Below are 18,361 nucleotides of genomic sequence, written 5' to 3' on the forward strand. Positions count from 1 at the left end.
GTCACGCGGCCGCACCTTCCGTCTCAGCGCCCTTCGCGGCGCGACCCGAGACCGGGGCCGCGGTGACGTCGATGGCGATGGTTTCCGAGGAATGTGCGGGCAGGGCACGTCCGTGGAAACCACTGATCCGCACCCGTGCCGACTCACCGCGGGTCACGCGGCGGAGCGGCCGTCCCCGTCCCGCTCCGAGGGCACCGATGGAGCCCGGCGAGCCGGTGTTGATCGTCGCGTCCGGTGACGGGGACCACCGGCGCATCCGACCCCGCGAAGCCTCGTCGGCCGTCGGCTCACCACCGGTCGGCACACGCGCCATCTCGATGCCACCCATGACACTCACCTCCCAAACACGTCACTGATAACGCGTGTTAGTATACACGACATGGATCGTACGACATCAATAGCGCGTAATGAAAATCGTGCTATCAGTCACCTGCCACGGGGTGCCATGGTGGATATGCAGGAGTGGACGTTTCTCACCAACCACGCCCACGTACTGCTGTGCGTGGTGCGGGATCCCCAGGCCCGGTTGCGGGATGTCACCGAGCAGGTCGGCATCACCGAACGGGCCGCACAGCGCATCGTGGCGGACCTCGTCGAAGCCGGGTACCTGGAACGAGAGCGCGAAGGGCGCCGCAACCGGTACCGGATGCACCCCGAGTTGCCGCTGCGCCATCCGATGGACCGCGACACCGCCATCGGAGAACTCCTGGCCGTGCTCATCGGCACCCGCAACGGCCCTGACGAGGCCCTGTGACCACCACCGCCCACCCCTACGCGGACGCACGCGTCGCACTGGCCACCAGACACGCCAAGGAGAGGGTCCTGGGCCCGGCCTTGGCCCGCATCCCGGGTCTGCGCCTGGTCCTCGCCGACGACGTCGACACCGACGAGCTGGGCACTTTCACCGGTGAGGTCCCACGCGCGGCATCGCCGTCCGTGACCGCCGTGCGCAAGGCACGCCTCGGTCTACGGTCGACCGGCCTCGGGCTCGCCGTGGCCAGCGAAGGCTCCTTCGGTCCGCATCCCATGGCTCCGATGCTCAGTGCCGGCGACGAGATCCTCGCCTTCCTCGACACCACCCGGGACCTGTGCATCGTGGAGCGCCGCCTGGGCCTCACGAACTTCGCCCACACCACCGCCCGACGCCTCGATGAGACCACCGAGGCGTTCTTGGGCCGAACCGGTTTCGGCCCCCACGCGATGATCGTGCGCCCCCACACCCCAATCGATCCGCAGGACCCCGGCCCTATCAGCAAAGGCATCCGGACCCGCGCCGAACTGGCCGCCGCGATCAACGAGTGCGCCCTACGGTCGGCGGACGGCCTGGCCCGGCTGGAGACCGACATGCGCGCCCACCTCAATCCCACGCGCATGCGCGAGATCGGCCTGCTCGCCGACCGGCTCACCGACCGCCTCGCCACGCTGTGCCCCGCCTGCGGCACCCCCGGATACGGCCAGGTCGACCGAGAACCCGGCCTTCCGTGCGACAGTTGCTCTGAGCCCACATCACAGACCCTCGCCGTCATCCACGGATGCCAGCGGTGTCCTCATCGCAGCAGCCACCCCAGAGACGACGGTCGGGTCAGCACCGACCCCACGTTCTGCGACGGGTGCAATCCGTGATCGAACCCCGCGGTCCGACATCACCGACGCGACCGTCGGCAGGGCCCACCGGCGCAGACCAGACCCCAGCACGAAAGGACTGACGTGCTCGACATCGGCCTTACCACGTGGATCGTCACGATCGCCGTCATCGTGGCCCTGCTCGCCGCAGACCTGACCATCGCCGCGCTGAAACCGCACCGCGTCGGGTTCCGGGAGGCGACCGCGTGGTCGGTCTTCTACATCGCGGTGGCCCTGATCTTCGGCGTGTGGTTCACCCTGGCTCACGGCGGTGAGCTCGGCACCGAGTACTTCGTCGGCTACCTGGTGGAGAAGAGCCTGTCCGTCGACAACCTCTTCGTCTTCGTCATCATCATCACCACCTTCGCGGTACCGGTCGAGCATCAGCACAAGGTGCTGACGTTCGGCATCGTGCTCGCCCTGGCCATGCGGGCGGTGTTCATCGCACTCGGAGCCGCGCTGTTGGCACTGTTCTCCTTCATGTTCCTCGTGTTCGGCCTGCTGTTGATCTACACGGCGATCCAGTTGTTCCGGCACCGCAACGAGGACCCCGCGATCGAGGACAACTCCGTGGTGCGTCTGGCCCGGCGGGTCCTGCCGGTCACCGACGGGTTCGTCGGTGGCAGGATCTTCACCCGGGTCGACGGCCGCCGTGTGGTCACGCCGATGCTCATCGTGCTGATCGCGATCGGCACCGTCGACCTGCTGTTCGCCGTGGACTCGATCCCGGCGATCTTCGGGATCACCCAGGAGCCCTACATCGTGTTCACCGCGAACGCGTTCGCCCTGCTCGGGCTGCGCGCACTGTTCTTCCTGGTGAAGGGCTTGCTCGACCGGCTGGTGTACCTCTCGACCGGGCTGGCGCTCATCCTGATGTTCATCGGCGCGAAGCTGCTTCTGCACTGGGCCCACGTGGACCTGGACGAACGGGTCCCGGAGATCCCGACGCTGGCGAGCCTGGTGGTGATCATCGTGATCCTGGTCGTGGTCACCGTGGCGAGCCTGGCCAAGACCCGCCGCGACCCTACGGCCAAGGCCCACGCGGGCTCACTTCGCGCGCACGACGCCGAGGCCGGGCGCGAGGACACCACCGAAGAGCCGTGAGCCGGGCCGAGCGTCAAAGAACATCCATCGCCGGCCAAGGCCTGCCGCCGGCGCGGTCACGAGCCCGAGCCGGCGCGGACGACACCACGAGTCCGGCGTCGTGGGGCGCGAATTCCAGGGCATCCAACACGGGCGGCGACGCCACCGACGTCTCGACCTCGACCCCGGGTTCCTGAAGGGCGACCGACGACGGGCCTCCGCCAGTGCGGTCTTCGCACGTTCCCGAAGAACAGCCGAAGATGGCACGACGTCCGGTTCACCGAAGGAGCGGATGGTGCGCGGCACATGCGAGGCGTTCATCAGGCGCAGATTCGAGCGACGCGAACGGACCTCCGCGGCGGCCCAGCCGAGGGCGACCACAGAGCCGGACGAGTTATACGACATGAAATACGCGTGCCGAAAAACGCGATACGCACTACGGGAAGGTGGGGTAAGGTACTGGCATGCAGGAGTGGACGTTTCTCACCAACCACGCCCACGTACTGCTGTGCGTGGTGCGGGATCCCCAGGCCCGGTTGCGGGATGTCGCCGAGCAGGTGGGCATCACCGAGCGGGCCGCACAGCGCATCGTGGCGGATCTCGTCGAAGCCGGGTACCTGGAACGAGAGCGCGAGGGGCGCCGCAACCGGTACCGGATGCACGCGGAGTTGCCGCTGCGCCATCCGATGGACCGCGACACCGCCATCGGAGAACTCCTGGCCGTGCTCATCGGCACCCGCATCGACCCTGACCAGGTGGCGTGACCGCCACCGCCCACCCCTGTACGGACGCACGCGTCGCACTGGCCACCGGACACGCCGAACAGCGGACCCCGGGCCTGGTCCTCGCCGACGACGTCGACACCGACGGGCAAGAGCCTTCGCGCGCAGGAGTCCAACCACGTGATACCTCTGACCGCAACCGCCATCGCCGAGGCCACTGGAGGTCGCCTGACCGCCGGCACCGACCCCCTCCTGTGGGTCACGGCACCCGCAAGCATCGACTCACGCCGGGTCCACCCCGGCGGCCTGTTCGCCGCGCTCTCCGGCCGGCACACCGACGGGCACGACCACGCCCCGGCCGCCATCGCCGCGGGCGCGGCGCTGGTGCTCGCCTCACGGCCGGTGGCCGCCCCGGCCGTCCAGGTCGCCGATGTCACCGTCGCGCTCGGCGCGCTGGCCCGCCACGTGGCGGGCCACCTGTCGGCGACCGTCATCGGCATCACCGGATCGAACGGCAAGACCAGCACCAAGGATCTCGCCGCCCAGGTGCTGGCGCACCACGGACCCGTCACCGCCACCGGCGGTTCGTACAACAACGAACTCGGCTTCCCCCTCACGATCCTGCACGCCACCCCCGACACGCGCTACCTCGTCCTGGAGATGGGTGCCCGGGGCCGCGGGCACCTCGGCTACCTGTGCGACCTGGTCACGCCCCATGTAGGCCTGGTGCTCAACGTCGGCACCGCCCACATCGGCCAGTACCCCGACGGACAGGCCGGGATCGCCGTGGCCAAGAGCGAACTGGTCGCCGGACTCCCCGACGCCGACCACGGCGGCCTCGCCGTCCTCAACGCCGACGATCCGCTCGTCTCAGCCATGGCGGACCGCACCCGTGCCCGCCCTCTGTGGTGGAGCCACCACCCCCATCCGACGCGCGTGCACGCCCGCGACGTGCGCCTCACCCAGGACGGTCGCGCGGGATTCACCCTGTGCACCCCCGAGGGCACCGCGCCCGTCACGCTCTCGCTCACCGGTCGGCATCACATCGGCAACGCACTCGCCGTCGCGGCGACCGCTCATGGCCTGGGTCTGGACACCGCGATGATCGCCCAGGCGCTGACCGAGGCACGGCCCAGGTCCGCCGGACGTATGCAGACCATCGTCCGGGATGACGGTATTACCCTCATCCACGACGCGTACAACGCGAATCCGGACTCGATGTCGGCCGCTCTCACCGCGCTGACCTCGGTGACCGCGCGTCGCCGCATCGCGGTCCTGGGAGAGATGGCCGAGCTCGGAGAGCACGCCGCTCAAGCCCATCGCCACCTGGGCGTGCTCGCCGCACAGGCCGCTCTCGACCTCCTGGTCGTGGTCGGCGATGACCACGCCGCCCTGATCGCCGACGCCGCCCGCGCCGCATGCGACCACCTCGACATCGTCTCCGTCCGTGACGCACGGCAGGCCCACGACGTCCTCCACCGCGGCCTTCACCCCGGCGACCTCGTCTTGATCAAGGCCTCCCGGGCCGCCCGCCTCGAAGACCTCGTCGCCGCCCTCAACGACCGCTGAACCGGCCGGAGCCACGACTCGCCTGATCGCGGGGCCCGGCCGCCCGGCCGAGCCGGTCCGCGATCGCCGATCCGATCCCCTCCAGGGCGGGAAGTGATGCCACGATGACCTCGCATCCGTGCCGGTCGAAGTCATGGAGGAACCCATAGAGCCGCTGCGCGTACTGTGCGGCCGAGTCCGGTACCGCGATCACGTGCTGCGCGGAAGACGACACGGCATCACCCGCGAACTCGGGGGGAAGAAGGACACCGACCCGTTGCCCTTGCGCCGCCAGCAGTTCGGCTTCGTCGAGGACCCGGTCCGGTTCGACCAGGAGCACCCGGGCCCGCGGCGCGTAGTGCGACGGGAACTGGCCTGGAACCCGGACAGCGCTCTTGGCCCGCACCGACACGGCACGGCCCAGTACGTGCTCGAGGTCCTCTCGACTCACACCACCGGGGCGCAGGATCGCCGGCTCACCCGTGAGATCGACGATGGCGGACTCGACGCCGACCGAGCACGGGCCACCGTCGAGCACATAGTCGACGTCCGCGCCCAATCCCGCATGGACATGACGGGTCGTCGTAGGGCTGACCTCGCCGAAGCGGTTGGCCGAGGGCGCCGCCACCCCGCCGCCGAAAGCCGTCAGCATCTTCAAGGCGACCGGATGGTTCGGCACCCGCAGCGCGATGGTGTCGAGGCCACCGGTGACCACACGGGGAACACGGGCCGCCCGCCGAAGCACCAGCGTCAGCGGGCCCGGCCAGAAGCGTTCGGCGATGAGGTGCGCCGTGTCGGGCACGTCGGCCGCCCATTCAGCGAGCTGGTGCGCGCCGCCGAGGTGCACGATCAGCGGATGCGTCGTCGGCCGCCCCTTCACCGTGAAGACACGTTCCACGGCGCCGACATTCTCGGCATCGGCGCCGAGCCCGTACACCGTCTCGGTGGGGAACGCGACCAGACCGCCCGCACCCAAGGTGCGAGCGGCGCACTCGATGTGGTCGAGTACGAGTTCGGGTTGGTCCGAAATCACCGTTCACCCCTCGTAACAACAATCTGACACACCGACATTCAGCGTGATCGGTTACCGTGCTGTATGCCGTCGGCTCTCCCGGGGAGTAGCGCTCTCAGCCTATCCTCGCTGGGCGCTGCAGCGTCCAGACGGACGACGGCCCCGCCCCTGCGCTCCGGCGACACCGAAGCCGACGCGCCCAAGAAGTGACAGAGGCCGCGCGGGGGCCGCCGACCTGTCGGGCCGCCTCACGACTCGGGGAGCCCTGCATCTTCGGGGTGTGAGTCTTCACCGCGTGCTCTCTTGTGTCTGGTCGGTCTCGTCCAGTTCCAGGTGGGCCTGGGCCGCGCCGGGCGGGGACACATCGAGCACGTAGTCGCCGAAGCGGCGGATGTGCGCGCTCATGTACGGGGCCAGACAGGCCACGTCGGGCCCGTAGACGCGGTGGCCCTCGTTCCTGAGCTGGGTCAGGGCCGCGGTGATGGCCACGGCGTTGTAGAAGATCACGCAGTTGGCCAGCAGTTCGTTGAACTTGACCAGCAGCTCCATGTGGTCGGGGTCGTTGTCGGCCAGGGTGCCGTTGTTGCCGAACCGCAGCCAGGAGGAGAACCCGTGGAAGGCCTCCACCCGGTTGGTGACGGCGGTGATGCCCTCGCGCAGCTCGGGTTCGTTGAGGTAGCGCAGCAGCACGGTGGTGCGCATCGCCCGCCCCAACTCACGGAACGCCCGGTACAGCCGGTTCTTCTTGGACTCGTTGCTCAGGCGGCGCAGCAGCACCGAGCTGGACAGCCGTCCCTCCTTGATGGACAGCACGGTGCGCATCAGGTCGATCCAGTGGGTGCGTATGAGTTTCCAGTTGATGACCGCGTCCTCGCCGAACAGCGCATCGATGTGGCGGTAGCGGGCGTTGGCGCTGGGGCGGTAGAAGACCAGGTCCTTCCAGTTGCGGATACGGGGCAGCAGCTCCACCCCCAGCAAAGCGGCCAGTCCGAAGGCCGGCAGGGACTGGCCCTGGGTGTCGGCGTGGAGCGTCTCGGGCTCCAGGCCGCTCTCCTGGCGCAGCAGTCCCTCGAAGATGTAGACGGCCTCCCACACCCCGCACGGAATGAAGTGGGAGAACAGCGCGATATAGGAATCGGCGATGTGCCGGTAGGCGATCCCCCCGTACCCGCCATACCGCACGCTCGTCTCCGCCAGGAGGTTGTCGTCCCAGGTGTCGATCTGGGTGCCGTCCGCCCCCACCCGTGAGCCATCGCCCCACCAGTAGGTGACGTCCAGGCAGCTGAAGGCGTTGACCACATCGGCGCTGGCCCGGTTCAGCTTGTGCGCGGTGACGTGCTCGCGGGCGGGCCCGGCGATCTCGTGCGGCGAGAGCCCGCCGCGCAGGTGACGCGACATCTGGTGCGGCCCCAGGTTGGTGCCGTAGGTGAAGCCGATGACCGAGTAGCGGCCCAACGGGTCCTTGATCTTGGGGTCCGACCCCGACAAGGGCCCGAAGTGGCGGTACCAGCCGATCCAGTGCGCGGTCCGGGTGACGATGTCCAACAGCCCGACCTCGTCCATGCGCTCGGTGACCGCGGCCTCCAGCGCGAGCGCGGAGGCGGTGCGCTCGCGGCCGCGGCGCCGCTTGAGCGTGGGCACCCCGTCCTCGTCGATCGCCAGGTCGGCGTTGTCAGGGTAGGCGGCGTCCGTGCGCGCGGCGTGCGCGTCCAGCAGGCCCCGGACCATGTCGCACAGCCCGTCGGCCGTGTCGGGGATGCCCGCCTCGGCGCAGTAGGCGGCGATCTTGCCCTGGGCCTCCTCGGCGCTCATGAGCTGGTCCAGGAAGCTGGCGTAGGAGTCGGCCCCCACCACAGCCACGTCCCCCGTGCGCAGCTCCGAGGCCAGGTAGGAGAACACGCACACCTCCAACTGGCGGCGCACGAAAACCCCCGGCCGACCGCGCTCGCGGATCGTCTTGGCCCAGTGCTCGGAGACGAAGGAGGTATCCAACGCCTCGCAGCCCTCCAGATGGTCAGGGACATACTCACCGCGTAGGTGCCGGTTGGCGCGGATGAACGCCACCGCCCGCAGCACCGAGTCATCAGCGCTGGTGGGCTTGAGCTCCAACACCTCCAGCAGCTCGAACAGCGCTGCCCGGTGGGAGCGGTAGAACCCCGCCATCAGGCCCGTGTAGTTGTTGCCGTGGTGGGCGGAGATCTCCTCGTGCTCCTGCGAGACCTTGGCGACGCCGCCGGCGTCGGCGAGCGGTTTGAGCATCAGCTCCCCGGCCCGCTCGCACACCGCCGACTCCGCCCACGCGGCGGCCTCGCCGTGGGCGTGGGCCTCCCGGGCTCCCGAGAGCATACGGCCGAACACGCCCCACAGCCGTTCGGTCTCGGCCCGCTGGCGTTCGCGGATCTCCTGCAGGCGCTCGCGCCCCTTCTTGTGGATCGCCGCCATCCGGCGGCAGAACATGCCCGCGACCTCATCGCGAGCCCGCACCCGGGCCACGTGGACCAGGCTGACCACCAACGCGATCCGCTTGTCATCGTTGAACTTGCGCAGTTGGGAGATATCCAGCACCCGCGCCTCAGCGGCGAAGTGCTCGACCTTGGCCTTGGGAACCTCTTCCAGCCACACCTGGGTCGGCCCGAGCAGGTCCAGGTCGCGCAGGTGCCGCAGGTGCTGCTTGAACCGCGACAGCGACGGGCGGCGCGCGGACTGTTTGAGGTCGTCGGCCGGGGAGGTGCGCCGTCCCGCAGGGACCTGGAGCAGCCCTTCCATCCGGGCGATGTCGTCGTCCCCCATGCGCTTGGTGATGCCGAAGAAGAACTCGTAGTTGACCTCGGCTCGCACCCGCGCGGCCATCTTGTCCAAGACGGTGAACCCGGGCAGCTCGAAGCTGTTGCGCGTCAGCTCCTCCAAGGCGACGTTGATCAGGTCGGCCGGGTTGTCCTTGACCCGCGCCTCGGCGCGCATGGTCTCCTCGGCCAGGACACGTGCGGCCTCGCGGTCGCTGTTGACGCCCTGGCGGTCGCGGACCAGTGCCCGGTGGTGGCGCCGGGTCCGGTCCGAATCGTGGGCACACTCCACATCGGCGGCCAGGTCCAGGCGGCTGCGCACATGACCAACTACAGCGTCGGGGACCTCGTCCATGCGGGGGAAGTACCCCAGCCGTTGGAAGGCCTTGAGCTGGACCACCAGCGCGAGCAGGTGCTCATCGGAGCGGGTGGCGCGCTGGGCCCACTCGATCTCCTTTGGTGAGGGGGTGAAGACGTCGTACAGCTCCTGGGGCGGCACGCTCTTCTTGAACCGGGGGTAGGCGGTGCGGTCGATCGACGCCATCGGTCCTGCCTTGACTACGAAGCGGAAGTGGCGCGGACAACCTAGCGCTACTCGGTGCAGCGTGTCCGGGAAGTAGTCAAACCGTCACCATCAGGTTCAAGCCCAGGGCCTATTGCCGATCCGTCACGTATTCCGGTCGCCCCCCCTGTTCACCGAGGTGGTGGGCCACTCCCCCGCCGAGCACGCCGCGGTCGGCGCCGACGTCGACTTCACCGAGTCGGATCGGTTGTTGCCGCATCCGGTCTACGCCGTGCAGGGGTGGGTGTCGGTGGTGTGCCCGGGCCCGCGCACCGGTGACCGGTTGCGTGAACTGGTGGGTGCGGCCTGGCGGCGGGCGGTGGCGCGCCATCAGGCGCGAACCACTGGGCAGGTACCCTAGGAAAAGTTACAAATGGGGTGAGTGGTGGGAAGTAACCGGCTTCGCTCGGTGTTGTGATCGCCGAATCGAGTGTGTGCGGCGGTGGTCGTCCGGCGTCGTCGAAGTCGGCGCTCATCGACCGGGAAGGGGCCTTGGAGTTGAACGATGGCGAGCCCGAACAGGATGAGCGGGTCCCGGATGAAACGCTCCCCCGGGACCGGGGCCAGGACAGGGAGCGGGTCTTGGCCCTGCCTTTGGTCGAGGGTCTGGTGACGTTGGGTTCCGAGGACGCGCCGGTGTGCTCGGACGGAATCTGTCTCTGAGCGGGGATGACATTGAGAATCGAAGTATGGTCCGACATCGTCTGCCCGTGGTGCTACATCGGCAAGCGTCGTCTGGAGCGGGCGTTGGCGGACTTCGAGCACGCCGAGGAGGTCGAGATCCTCTGGCGTAGCTTCCAGCTGGACCCCACCTTCCCCCAGGGGGTGAGCGAGCCGGTCTATGACTCCCTGGCCAAGAAGATGAACGCCCCACGCGAGCAGGTTCAGGCCATGACCGAGCAGGTCCAGCAGGTGGCCGCCCAGGAGGGGTTGCGCTATGACTTCGCGGGCGGGGTCATGGTCAACACCTTCGACGCCCACCGGTTGACCCACCTGGCCCGTGAGCACGGTCTGGGTGATGCGGCGCACGAGCGGCTGATGAACGCCCAGTTGGTGCAGGGGCGTGTGCTCAACGACGTGGACACCCTGGTGGAGCTGGCCGGCGAGATCGGTCTGGACACCGAGCGGGCCCGCACCGTGTTGGAGGGCGACCAATACGCCGACCAGGTGCGCGCCGACATCGAGGAGGCCCGCCGCCTGGGCGCCACGGGTGTGCCCTTCTTCGTGCTGGACCGGGCCTTGGGGATCTCCGGAGCCCAGCCGCTGGAGGTCTTCAGCGCGGCGTTGGACAAGGCCTACGCCCAAAAGGGCTGATCGAGGGGTTCACCTGCGAACGCGTGAGGGGGCCGGCGTCCCGGGCAGGGCGGCGGCCCCCTTCGTCGTATCCGGTCCCGGGGGGCGAGGGTGCTTTCGCTCGGATGGGGGCGGTGCCCCGTCCCCGTGCGGGGAGGCGGGGCACCGGACCATGTGGCCCGGGTCCCTACTGGATGGGGATCTGGGGGATCTCACCGAAGGCGCCCGCGTACAGGGTCATCTCGGCGACGTCGGTGGCCGGGGCGGGAAAGACCGCCAGGGCCAGGTACTCCTCGCCCGGGCTGAGGGTGTGGATCTCGTCGGCGAAGTCCTCGTACTCCTCCTCGCCGGTGCTGATGCGGATCACGTAGCGGATCAGTCCGGAGTCGGCCTCCTCCAGACGGAAACCGCCCATGGTGCCCTCGGCGTACTGGGCGGGGCTGCCCGGCAGGCGCGCCTCGTCACCCTCCAGGTCCGCCTCCAGATCGCTCAGGGTGGAGTTCTGGAACCCCACCACCTGGAACAGGTAGGCGCCGTCGCGCACCAGCGGGTAGACGTTCAGGTCGATGTCGTTGTGGGAGACGGTGGTGTGCACGTCCATCTCCTCGAAGTAGGGGGCCGGGTCGGCCACGTGGCGTTGGGCGGCGTCCAGGCCTTCGGTGTCCTCGCTGTCGGTGGCGTCCATGGGCACCTCGTAGAAGAACTCCACGCGGCGGTTGCGGGCGCGGGCCTCCTCGTCGTCGTCCCCGCCCTCCTGGGCCAGGAGTTCGTCGGCGCCGCGCCCCTCGGTGGCGAAGGTGAAGCCCTGCCCCAGTTCCTCTTCGATGAGTTCACGGGCGGCCTGGGCCCGCTCCTGGGACAGGGTCTGGTTGTGGCTGTCGGAGCCGGTGGAGTCTGTGTGGCCGATGACGGTGATCTCGGTGCCCTGGGCCAGGTTCTCGCGCAGGGAGGCCGCGGTCTGGCGGATGGTCTCGGCCGCCTCGTCGGTGGGGTCGGCCTCATCGACCTCGAACATGTTGTCCGAGTGCAGGGCGATGGTCTCCTGGTCACCGGAGCGGGTGGTGGAGGCGATGGGGCTGTCGACGAAGCTCTCCATGGACTGGCGGTAGGCGTCCACGTCCAGGCCCGGTTCGGGTACGTCCTCGGGGTAGAAGATCTCCTCGGGCAGCTCGCCCTGTTCCCAGGTGTCGGGGTCGATGTGGTCGTAGACGTTGGGTTCGGGTGCTTCGGTGAACTCGTCGACGTGGGTGATGGGGACCCCGGGGACGTAACCCAGTCCGGCGCCGGTGAAGGTGAGGGTCCGCACGTTCTCGCTGGGGGCGGGGAAGTAGCGGCGCATGGGCAGGGGCAGACCTTCGTGGGTGGGCAGGAAGGGGTCGCCCTCCTCGAAGTAGGTGCCGTAGTTCTCGCCGTGCTCTTCGTTGTTCAACACCCGAAGGACCTCGCCGGAGAGCGGGTCGACCATGCGGATGGGGGCCACGGCGCTGGTGACGGTGCCGGGCAGGGGTTCGAGGATGTTGTGGGTGACGTCGATCATCATGTACTCGCCGTTGGATTCGAGTGCGTTGATGACGACCTCGAAGGCGACGTCGTTGCCGTCTTCGACGAACATGCGGCCCTGGCGGGTGTAGGGAAGTTCCGGTGCGGGGCTCTCTTGGGCCTGTTCGGGGCTCTCCTGGGTCGGGGGCCCGTCCTCACCGTCGGTGAGGTCGCGGACCAGACCACAGGAGCTCAGGGCCAGGCTCAGCGCCAGAGCCGCGCCGATCGCGCCGAGGGCTCGTTGGGACATGTGCGGGGGCTCCTTGTGCGTCTTCGGCCGTTGGGGAGGGCCGGGGGTTGTGGATCGCTTTGCCGCTCAGACGCTTGGGAGCCGATTCTGGTTCGGTAAGCGGGCAAAAGGGCTCGGGCCGATGGTGGCCCCGGGGCCCGCACCGAAGACACGGTATTCGGTTGGGAGGGTGACCGGTTTCGGTCGCGGCCTTGGGGTGGGCGGTGGTGGTGGGCCATGGCGCGCCGGGCGGGGAGGTGCTTCGATGTTGTGGGGCGGTTCCCCCGGGTGGGTCGTCCCCGGCGAGGGAGGGTGGGCGTGTGGATGTGACACAGGTGGTGTTCGGGTTCGTTCCGGTGCTGGCCGTGGTGTTGACGGGCCTGTTCGCGGGGTTGTTCCTGGGTTTTTCGATGGCGGTGATGCCCGGCCTGGCCAGGGCGCGGGACCAGGCGATGGTGGAGTCGATGCAGCGCATCAACTCCGCCATCCTCAATCCGATGTTCGCGCTGGTGTTCGTGGGTGCGCCGGTGGCGGTGCTGGGCTCTACGGCGCTCTTGTTCGCGGCCGGCGCGCACCACTCGGCGCTTTGGACGGGGGTGGGGTTGGCGGCGTTGGTGGTGGCGGTGGCCGTCACCTTCACGGTGAACGTTCCGCGCAACAATGCCTTGGACGCCGTGGGGCCGGCCGCCAAGGCGGAGGATGTGGCGGCGGCGCGGTCCGCCTTCGAGCCGGTGTGGGTGCGCTGGAACAATGTGCGCACCCTGATGTCGGTGGTCGCTTTGGTGTGCTGTGTGGTGGGTTTGTCCCTGCGCTGAGGTGGGCCCTGAACAGTTGCGTGAGTGGACCGAAACCCCGGGGGTGTGGTCGTTCAGGGCACGGAGGCGGGAGTGGGGATGGGGCCGGCCCGGCCCAGCCCCGCCAACAGGGCGTCGACGTCGCGCACGCAGCCTCCGCAGCCGGTGGTGGCACGGGTGTGTTCGGCGATGGCCTGGCGGGTGCGGGCCCCCTGCGACCAGGCCTGTTCGATCTCCTCTGCTCCCACCGCGTTGCACCGGCACACCGGGGCCGGGGCGGGGGTTCGCTCATCGGTGGTCGGCAGGGGGCGTCCCTGGACCAGGGCGAGGCGGTCGGCGGGTACGGGCGCGGCGGTGTCGTAGAGCTGGGACAGGGTGGCCGCGGCCTCGGGGAAGCCGAGTAGGACCGCGCCCACCACACGCTCGTGGCGCACCGACAACTTGGCGTAGCGGCCCCCGTGGGGGTCGCTGACGGTGACGGTCTCCACCTGGGGGCCCTCGTCCTCTTCTTGGACGCGGCCGAACGCGGTCAGTTCGATGCCCTGGGCCTTGAGGCGTGTCTGTGGGCGGGCGCCCCGGTAGCGGGCGCCCGGTTCGGCTCCGGTGAGGCGATGGGCCAGTACCGCGGCCTGTTCCCAGCCCGGTCGGATCAGCCCGGCCCCTCCCCCGGGGTGCTGGGCGCAGTCGCCGATGGCGTGGACACGGCTGTGCGAGGTGGTCAGGTGGTCGTCGACCACGACACCGTGTTCGACCTCGATACCGGCGTCCTTGGCCAGTTCGACGTTGGCGCGCACCCCCGCGGTGACCATCAGGGCGTCACCGGCCAGGACACGGCCGTCGTCCAGTTCCAGGCCGGTTGTGGGGATCCATCGGTGGGCCACCCGCCAGGAGTGCACGCTCACGCCCAGATCCTGGTAGAGGCGGGCCAGGATGTGGGCGGCCGGTCGGTCGATCTGGCGGCGCATGATCCAGGGCGAGGACTCCACCAGGCTCACCCGGGCGCCGCGCTCGACCAGGCCGCGGGCGGTTTCCAATCCAAGGACGCCGCCGCCCAGGACCACCACGGGTGCGCCCGGGCGGACCAGGGACAGCGCGCGTTCGCAATCGTCCAGGTCTCGTAGGGCGCACACCCCCGTGCCGGGGGTGTTGTCGGGGGTGTTGACGCCTGGGATGGGTGGCAGGGCGGCGCGGGCTCCGGTGGCCAGGACCAGGTCGTCGAAGTCCAGGTGGGTGCCCTCGTCCAGTTCCACGCGTCCTCGTGTGGTGTCGACGCGGGTGGCGGTCACGCCGGTGCGCACGTTCACCCCGGGGGTGTGGGGTATGGGCAGTCGGATCTGTTCGGGGGTGTGGGTGCCGGCCAGGACCTGTGGGAGCAGGACCCGGTTGTAGGCGGGGTGGTGTTCGGCGCCCACCACGCGCAGGTCCACCCGGGTGCCGTCGGGGTCCAGGCGGGCGATCTCCTCTGCCAGACGTGCGCCGACCATGCCGTTGCCGATGACCACGATCCGGCGCGGGGACGGGTGGGGGCTCACGGGGTTCCTCCGGTCGGTGGGGTCGGGGCCGGTTCCAGGCGCACGGCGGCGACCTTGAACTCGGGCATGCGGCTGGTGGGGTCCAGGGCGGGGTGGGTGAGGTTGTTGGCGGCCTGGGCCCCGGCGTAGTGGAAGGGCATGAACACCGTGTCCAGGCGGGCGGTGGGGTCAAGGCGTACCCGGGCCAGGGTGGTGCCGCGCCGGGAGGTCAGGTGGGCCCAGTCGTTGTGGGTGAGTCCGGCGCGCGCCGCGGTGTCGGGGTGCACCTCCACATACGCCGAGGGTTCGGCGTCGGTGAGTTCGCGAACGCGGCGGGTCTGGGCGCCGGACTGGTAGTGGCCCATGAGGCGGCCGGTGGTGAGGATGAGGGGGTGGTCCTGGTCGGGTTCCTCGGCCGGTGGGCGGTGATCGACGGGGGTGAAACGGGCGCGCCCGTCGGGGTGGGCGAAGGAGTCCAGGAACAGGCGGGGGGTGGTGGAGCCGTCTTGGGGAAGCGGCCAGTAGAGTGCCTGCTCGCCGTCCAGGCGTTGGGGGCTCAGCCCGGAGTAGTCGGCCGCTCCGCCGGCGGAGGCGGCGCCCAGTTCGCTCAGGATGGTGTCGGGGTCGGTGGGAAAGGCCGTGTGGGGGTGGCCCAGACGGGTGGCCAGGGAGTTGAGGACGTGCAGGTCGGTGCGTACCCCCGGTGGTGGCGGTGTGGCGCGGCGTCGGCGTAGGACGCGTCCTTCGAGGTTGGTCATGGTGCCCGATTCCTCGGCCCATTGGGTCACGGGCAGGACCACGTCGGACATGGCGGCGGTCTCGGACAGGACGAAGTCGGCGGTGACCAGTAGGTCCAGGGATCGTAGGCGTTGGTGTACGTGGGTGGTGTGGGGTGCGGACACGGCCGGGTTGGCGCCGAAGAGGAGCATGGCGCGGGGTCCGCCCGGGGTGCCCAGGGCGTCGAGGAGTTCGAAGGCGCTGCGACCCGCTCCAGGCAGGTCTTGGGGGTCCATGCCCCACACCTGGGCCACGTGGGCGCGTGCGGTGGGGTCGTCGATGTGACGGTAGCCGGGTAGTTGGTCGGCTTTTTGTCCGTGTTCGCGGCCGCCTTGGCCGTTGCCCTGGCCGGTGATGCACCCGTAGCCGGAGCCGGTGCGGCCGGGTAGGCCCAGGGCCAGGGCCAGGTTGATCCAGGCGGAGACGGTGTCGGTGCCCTTGGTGTGCTGTTCGGTGCCGCGTCCGGTCAGGACGTAGGCCGATCGCTCGCGTGCGGCTCGGCCGAGCAGGTCGGCGGTGGCGCGGATCTGGGCGGCGGGTACCCCGGTGACGGGTTCGGCGTGTTCGGGCCACCAGGCGGCGGCTCGCTGCCAGGCGGTGTCGAAGCCGCTGGTGCGGGTCTGGACGAAGTCGGGGTCGCCCCATCCTCTGGTGAGGGTGGCGTGCAGCAGGCTCAGGGCCAGGGCGGTGTCGGTTCCCGGGCGTGGGGCCAGGTGGAGTCCGCCGTTGTCCAGGGCGGTGCGTGCGGTGGCGGTGCGGCGCGGGTCGATGACCACCAGGCGGGGTGCGCTCAGGTGTCCCATCATCGGTGGCATGGTCTCGGCCGGGTTGGCGCCGGCCAGCAGGACCACGTCGGCGTGGGCGAGGTCGGTCAGGGGGAAGGCCATGCCGCGGTCCAGACCGAAGGCGCGGTTGCCGGCGGCCGCCGCGGAGGACATGCAAAAGCGGCCGTTGTAGTCGATCTGGGAGGTGCCCAGGGCCAGTCGGGCGAACTTGCCCAGGAGGTAGGACTTCTCGTTGGTCAGTGCTCCGCTGCCGAAGACCGCGACGCTGTCGGGGCCCGATTCGGTGCGCAACGAGAGGAGTCGTTGGACGATGTGGTCCAGGGCGGTGTCCCAGTCCACTTCGCGCAGGGGTGAGGTGCGGTCCTTGCGCATCAGGGGGCGGGTGAGTCGGTCGGGGGTGTTGAGGACCTCGGTGGAGGTCCAACCCTTGCGACACAGGCCTCCCCGGTTGGTGGGGAAGGGGGCGGGTCGCACGGTCAGGGTCCCTTGAGGGGTGGGGCTCAGGTCCATGGCGCATTGCAGGGCGCAGTAGGGGCAGTGGGTGCGGGTGGCCTGGTCGGAGGGGGCGGTCATCGTGTGGCCGTTCCGGTGGGCGAGGTGGTGTGCGGGCGTAAGTAGACCAGGTACGTCAGGGCCGCGCACACCAGGTAGAACACCGCGAAGGCCGCGAAGGCGGGTGCGGTGGATCCGGTGGCGGCGAAGGACTCGCGGAAGGTGACGTTGACGCCCACCCCGCCCAGGGCGCCGACCGCTCCGATGAGTCCGAGCATGGAGGAGGAGGTGTCCCTGGTGCGTTCCAGGGCCTGTTCGCGGGGTTCTCCGGCGGCGATGGCGTCCTTGGCCCTGGCCGCGTGGATGGTGGGGATCATCTTGTAGGTGGAGCCGTTGCCCAGGCCGGTGAGGGTGAACATCACCGCGAACGCGCCGACGAAGAGCGTGAGGTGGGAGCCCTGGGCGGCGAGCAGGAGCACTCCGGCGCACACGGCCATGGCGGTGAACACCCACAGGGTGAGGCGGGCTCCGCCCAGGGAGTCGGCCCATCTGCCGCCCACCGGGCGTAGCAGGGAGCCGATGATCGGGCCCAGGACGGCGATCGCGGCCGAGGTGAGGGGGGTGAGTCCGAACTGGGTCTGCAACAGCAGGGCGAAGGCGAAGCCGGTGCCGATGAAGGATCCGAACGTGCCGATGTAGAGCACCGACATGATCCAGAAGTGGCGGTCCTGGATGGCCGAGAGTCGGGCGCGGGTGTGGCTTGGGACGTGGGGCAGGTTGTTCATCGATCGCAGTGCCCACCAGGCCACCAGCAGGATCAGCGGGGCGTAGAACAGGGGCACCAGGTGTGCGGCCGAGGTGGTGAACAGGGCGATGACCGCCAGTCCCACCAGTTGGACGGTGGCCACCCCGATGTTGCCGCCTCCGGCGTTCAACCCCAGGGCCCGCCCCTTTTCGCGTTCGGGGAAGTAGGAGTTGATGTTGGCCATGGAGGAGGAGAAGTTGCCGCCGCCCAGCCCCGCGGTGGCGGCCAGGGTCAACATCAGCCAGAACGGGGTGTTCGGGGCCTGGATGAGGAAGAACGCGGCCGTGGTGGGCACGATCAGCAGTGTGGTGGACACGATGGTCCAGTCGCGTCCACCGAACAGGGGTACGGCCAGGGTGTAGGGCACCCGCAGCAGGGCGCCGACCAGGGTGACCACCGACAGCAACAGGAACTTCTGCTCCGGTGTGGTGGAGAAACCGTGCTCGGGGGTCATGAACAGCACCAGTACCGACCAGATCGACCAGACCGAGAAGCCGACGTGTTCGGAGGCGATGGAGGCCCACAGGTTGCGGTGGGCCACCCTGCGGCCGGCGCTCTCCCAGAAGGTGTGGTCCTCGGGGTCCCAGTGGGTGATCGGGCCGGGTCCGATGCGTGGGGCTCGCACGCCGGTGTGAGCGCTCATGATCGGTGCCTTCCTGTGCGAGGGCTGCTTGTCGTGGCCGACGGTAGGAAGCGGGGGTTACCGGGACGTGTCGTGAGGTAACGCGCGGGAAACAGTGGGCTCACCCGGTCTGGGCGCCGGTGGTGAGAACGGTGGTGGCGTGCCCCTTGTGGGAGGGGGA

At 69.5% G+C, this 18,361-nt stretch carries 16 protein-coding genes; 9 read left to right on the top strand and 7 right to left on the bottom strand.

Going from position 1 to position 18,361, the window contains the following annotated elements:
- Position 1: 1 nt before the first annotated feature.
- On the bottom strand, positions 2–328 hold the full coding sequence (locus ABZ717_RS03480; protein ID WP_358504910.1) for a hypothetical protein: 327 nt from the start codon (positions 326–328) through the stop codon (positions 2–4).
- Between the two features lie 117 nt (positions 329–445).
- Between ABZ717_RS03480 and ABZ717_RS03485 the strand changes: the two genes are divergently transcribed.
- The 5 genes from ABZ717_RS03485 (at position 446) to murF (ending at position 4,997) form a co-directional block, all read left to right on the top strand.
- Positions 446–754 (top strand): MarR family transcriptional regulator, encoded by a 309-nt coding sequence (locus tag ABZ717_RS03485; RefSeq protein WP_358504913.1) that lies wholly within the window; start codon positions 446–448, stop codon positions 752–754.
- Positions 751–1,623, top strand: coding sequence for a DUF6671 family protein (locus ABZ717_RS03490; RefSeq protein WP_061081146.1), 873 nt, complete (start codon positions 751–753; stop codon positions 1,621–1,623). Before ABZ717_RS03485 ends, ABZ717_RS03490 begins: the two co-directional genes overlap by 4 nt.
- 84 nt (positions 1,624–1,707) lie before the next feature.
- Positions 1,708–2,727: a TerC family protein gene (locus ABZ717_RS03495; protein ID WP_061081147.1), complete on the top strand. Its 1,020-nt coding sequence runs from the start codon at positions 1,708–1,710 to the stop codon at positions 2,725–2,727.
- A 443-nt stretch (positions 2,728–3,170) separates the two neighbouring features.
- Complete coding sequence (locus tag ABZ717_RS03500) at positions 3,171–3,470, top strand: winged helix-turn-helix domain-containing protein (RefSeq protein WP_061081148.1); 300 nt, start codon at positions 3,171–3,173, stop codon at positions 3,468–3,470.
- Between the two features lie 138 nt (positions 3,471–3,608).
- Complete coding sequence (gene murF / locus ABZ717_RS03505) at positions 3,609–4,997, top strand: UDP-N-acetylmuramoyl-tripeptide--D-alanyl-D-alanine ligase (RefSeq protein ID WP_061081149.1); 1,389 nt, start codon at positions 3,609–3,611, stop codon at positions 4,995–4,997.
- Here murF and ABZ717_RS03510 read toward each other — a convergent pair.
- A complete protein-coding gene (locus tag ABZ717_RS03510; protein WP_358504919.1) occupies positions 4,984–6,009 on the bottom strand; it encodes an L-threonylcarbamoyladenylate synthase in 1,026 nt (341 codons plus the stop codon). The genes murF and ABZ717_RS03510 overlap by 14 nt on opposite strands.
- 267 nt (positions 6,010–6,276) lie before the next feature.
- Positions 6,277–9,315, bottom strand: coding sequence for a Tn3 family transposase (locus ABZ717_RS03515; protein ID WP_061081151.1), 3,039 nt, complete (start codon positions 9,313–9,315; stop codon positions 6,277–6,279).
- Positions 9,316–9,472: 157 nt separating this feature from the next.
- On the opposite strand from ABZ717_RS03515, the gene ABZ717_RS03520 reads away from it, so the two are divergent.
- Genes ABZ717_RS03520 through ABZ717_RS03530 form a run of 3 tightly spaced genes read left to right on the top strand, consistent with a single transcriptional unit; the run spans position 9,473 to position 10,647 of the window.
- The gene (locus ABZ717_RS03520) at positions 9,473–9,694 is read left to right on the top strand and encodes a DUF6194 family protein (protein ID WP_358504923.1); all 222 of its coding nucleotides are present in this window, start codon (positions 9,473–9,475) and stop codon (positions 9,692–9,694) included.
- Between the two features lie 53 nt (positions 9,695–9,747).
- Positions 9,748–9,996: a hypothetical protein gene (locus tag ABZ717_RS03525; RefSeq protein ID WP_358504926.1), complete on the top strand. Its 249-nt coding sequence runs from the start codon at positions 9,748–9,750 to the stop codon at positions 9,994–9,996.
- A 12-nt stretch (positions 9,997–10,008) separates the two neighbouring features.
- Positions 10,009–10,647, top strand: coding sequence for a DsbA family oxidoreductase (locus ABZ717_RS03530; RefSeq protein WP_358504929.1), 639 nt, complete (start codon positions 10,009–10,011; stop codon positions 10,645–10,647).
- 166 nt (positions 10,648–10,813) lie between these two features.
- Here the strand turns inward: ABZ717_RS03530 and ABZ717_RS03535 are convergent, their stop codons facing one another.
- A complete protein-coding gene (locus ABZ717_RS03535; protein WP_358504933.1) occupies positions 10,814–12,415 on the bottom strand; it encodes an OmpA family protein in 1,602 nt (533 codons plus the stop codon).
- Positions 12,416–12,720: 305 nt separating this feature from the next.
- Between ABZ717_RS03535 and ABZ717_RS03540 the strand changes: the two genes are divergently transcribed.
- A complete protein-coding gene (locus tag ABZ717_RS03540) occupies positions 12,721–13,209 on the top strand; it encodes an anthrone oxygenase family protein (protein WP_358505037.1) in 489 nt (162 codons plus the stop codon).
- Positions 13,210–13,262: 53 nt separating this feature from the next.
- Here the strand turns inward: ABZ717_RS03540 and ABZ717_RS03545 are convergent, their stop codons facing one another.
- The 3 genes from ABZ717_RS03545 to ABZ717_RS03555 are packed head-to-tail and all read right to left on the bottom strand — an operon-like array spanning position 13,263 to position 18,201.
- Positions 13,263–14,720 (bottom strand): FAD-dependent oxidoreductase, encoded by a 1,458-nt coding sequence (locus ABZ717_RS03545; RefSeq protein WP_358504936.1) that lies wholly within the window; start codon positions 14,718–14,720, stop codon positions 13,263–13,265.
- Positions 14,717–16,834: a molybdopterin oxidoreductase family protein gene (locus ABZ717_RS03550; protein ID WP_358504939.1), complete on the bottom strand. Its 2,118-nt coding sequence runs from the start codon at positions 16,832–16,834 to the stop codon at positions 14,717–14,719. Before ABZ717_RS03550 ends, ABZ717_RS03545 begins: the two co-directional genes overlap by 4 nt.
- Entirely contained in the window at positions 16,831–18,201 is a 1,371-nt protein-coding gene (locus ABZ717_RS03555) for a nitrate/nitrite transporter (protein WP_358504942.1), read from the bottom strand. Before ABZ717_RS03555 ends, ABZ717_RS03550 begins: the two co-directional genes overlap by 4 nt.
- Between the last annotated feature and the right edge of the window lie 160 nt (positions 18,202–18,361).

The sequence above is a fragment of the Nocardiopsis sp. NPDC006832 genome (genome assembly GCF_040635885.1).
Lineage (GTDB): Bacteria > Actinomycetota > Actinomycetes > Streptosporangiales > Streptosporangiaceae > Nocardiopsis.

Excerpts from the sequence above, each read along its gene's own strand:
- ABZ717_RS03480 (WP_358504910.1), bottom strand. The coding sequence starts at position 328 with ATGGGTGGCATCGAGATGGCGCGTGTGCCGACCGGTGGTGAGCCGACG.
- ABZ717_RS03535 (WP_358504933.1), bottom strand. The coding sequence starts at position 12,415 with ATGTCCCAACGAGCCCTCGGCGCGATCGGCGCGGCTCTGGCGCTGAGC.
- ABZ717_RS03515 (WP_061081151.1), bottom strand. The coding sequence starts at position 9,315 with ATGGCGTCGATCGACCGCACCGCCTACCCCCGGTTCAAGAAGAGCGTG.
- ABZ717_RS03500 (WP_061081148.1), top strand. The coding sequence starts at position 3,171 with ATGCAGGAGTGGACGTTTCTCACCAACCACGCCCACGTACTGCTGTGC.
- ABZ717_RS03485 (WP_358504913.1), top strand. The coding sequence starts at position 446 with ATGGTGGATATGCAGGAGTGGACGTTTCTCACCAACCACGCCCACGTA.
- ABZ717_RS03550 (WP_358504939.1), bottom strand. The coding sequence starts at position 16,834 with ATGACCGCCCCCTCCGACCAGGCCACCCGCACCCACTGCCCCTACTGC.
- ABZ717_RS03555 (WP_358504942.1), bottom strand. The coding sequence starts at position 18,201 with ATGAGCGCTCACACCGGCGTGCGAGCCCCACGCATCGGACCCGGCCCG.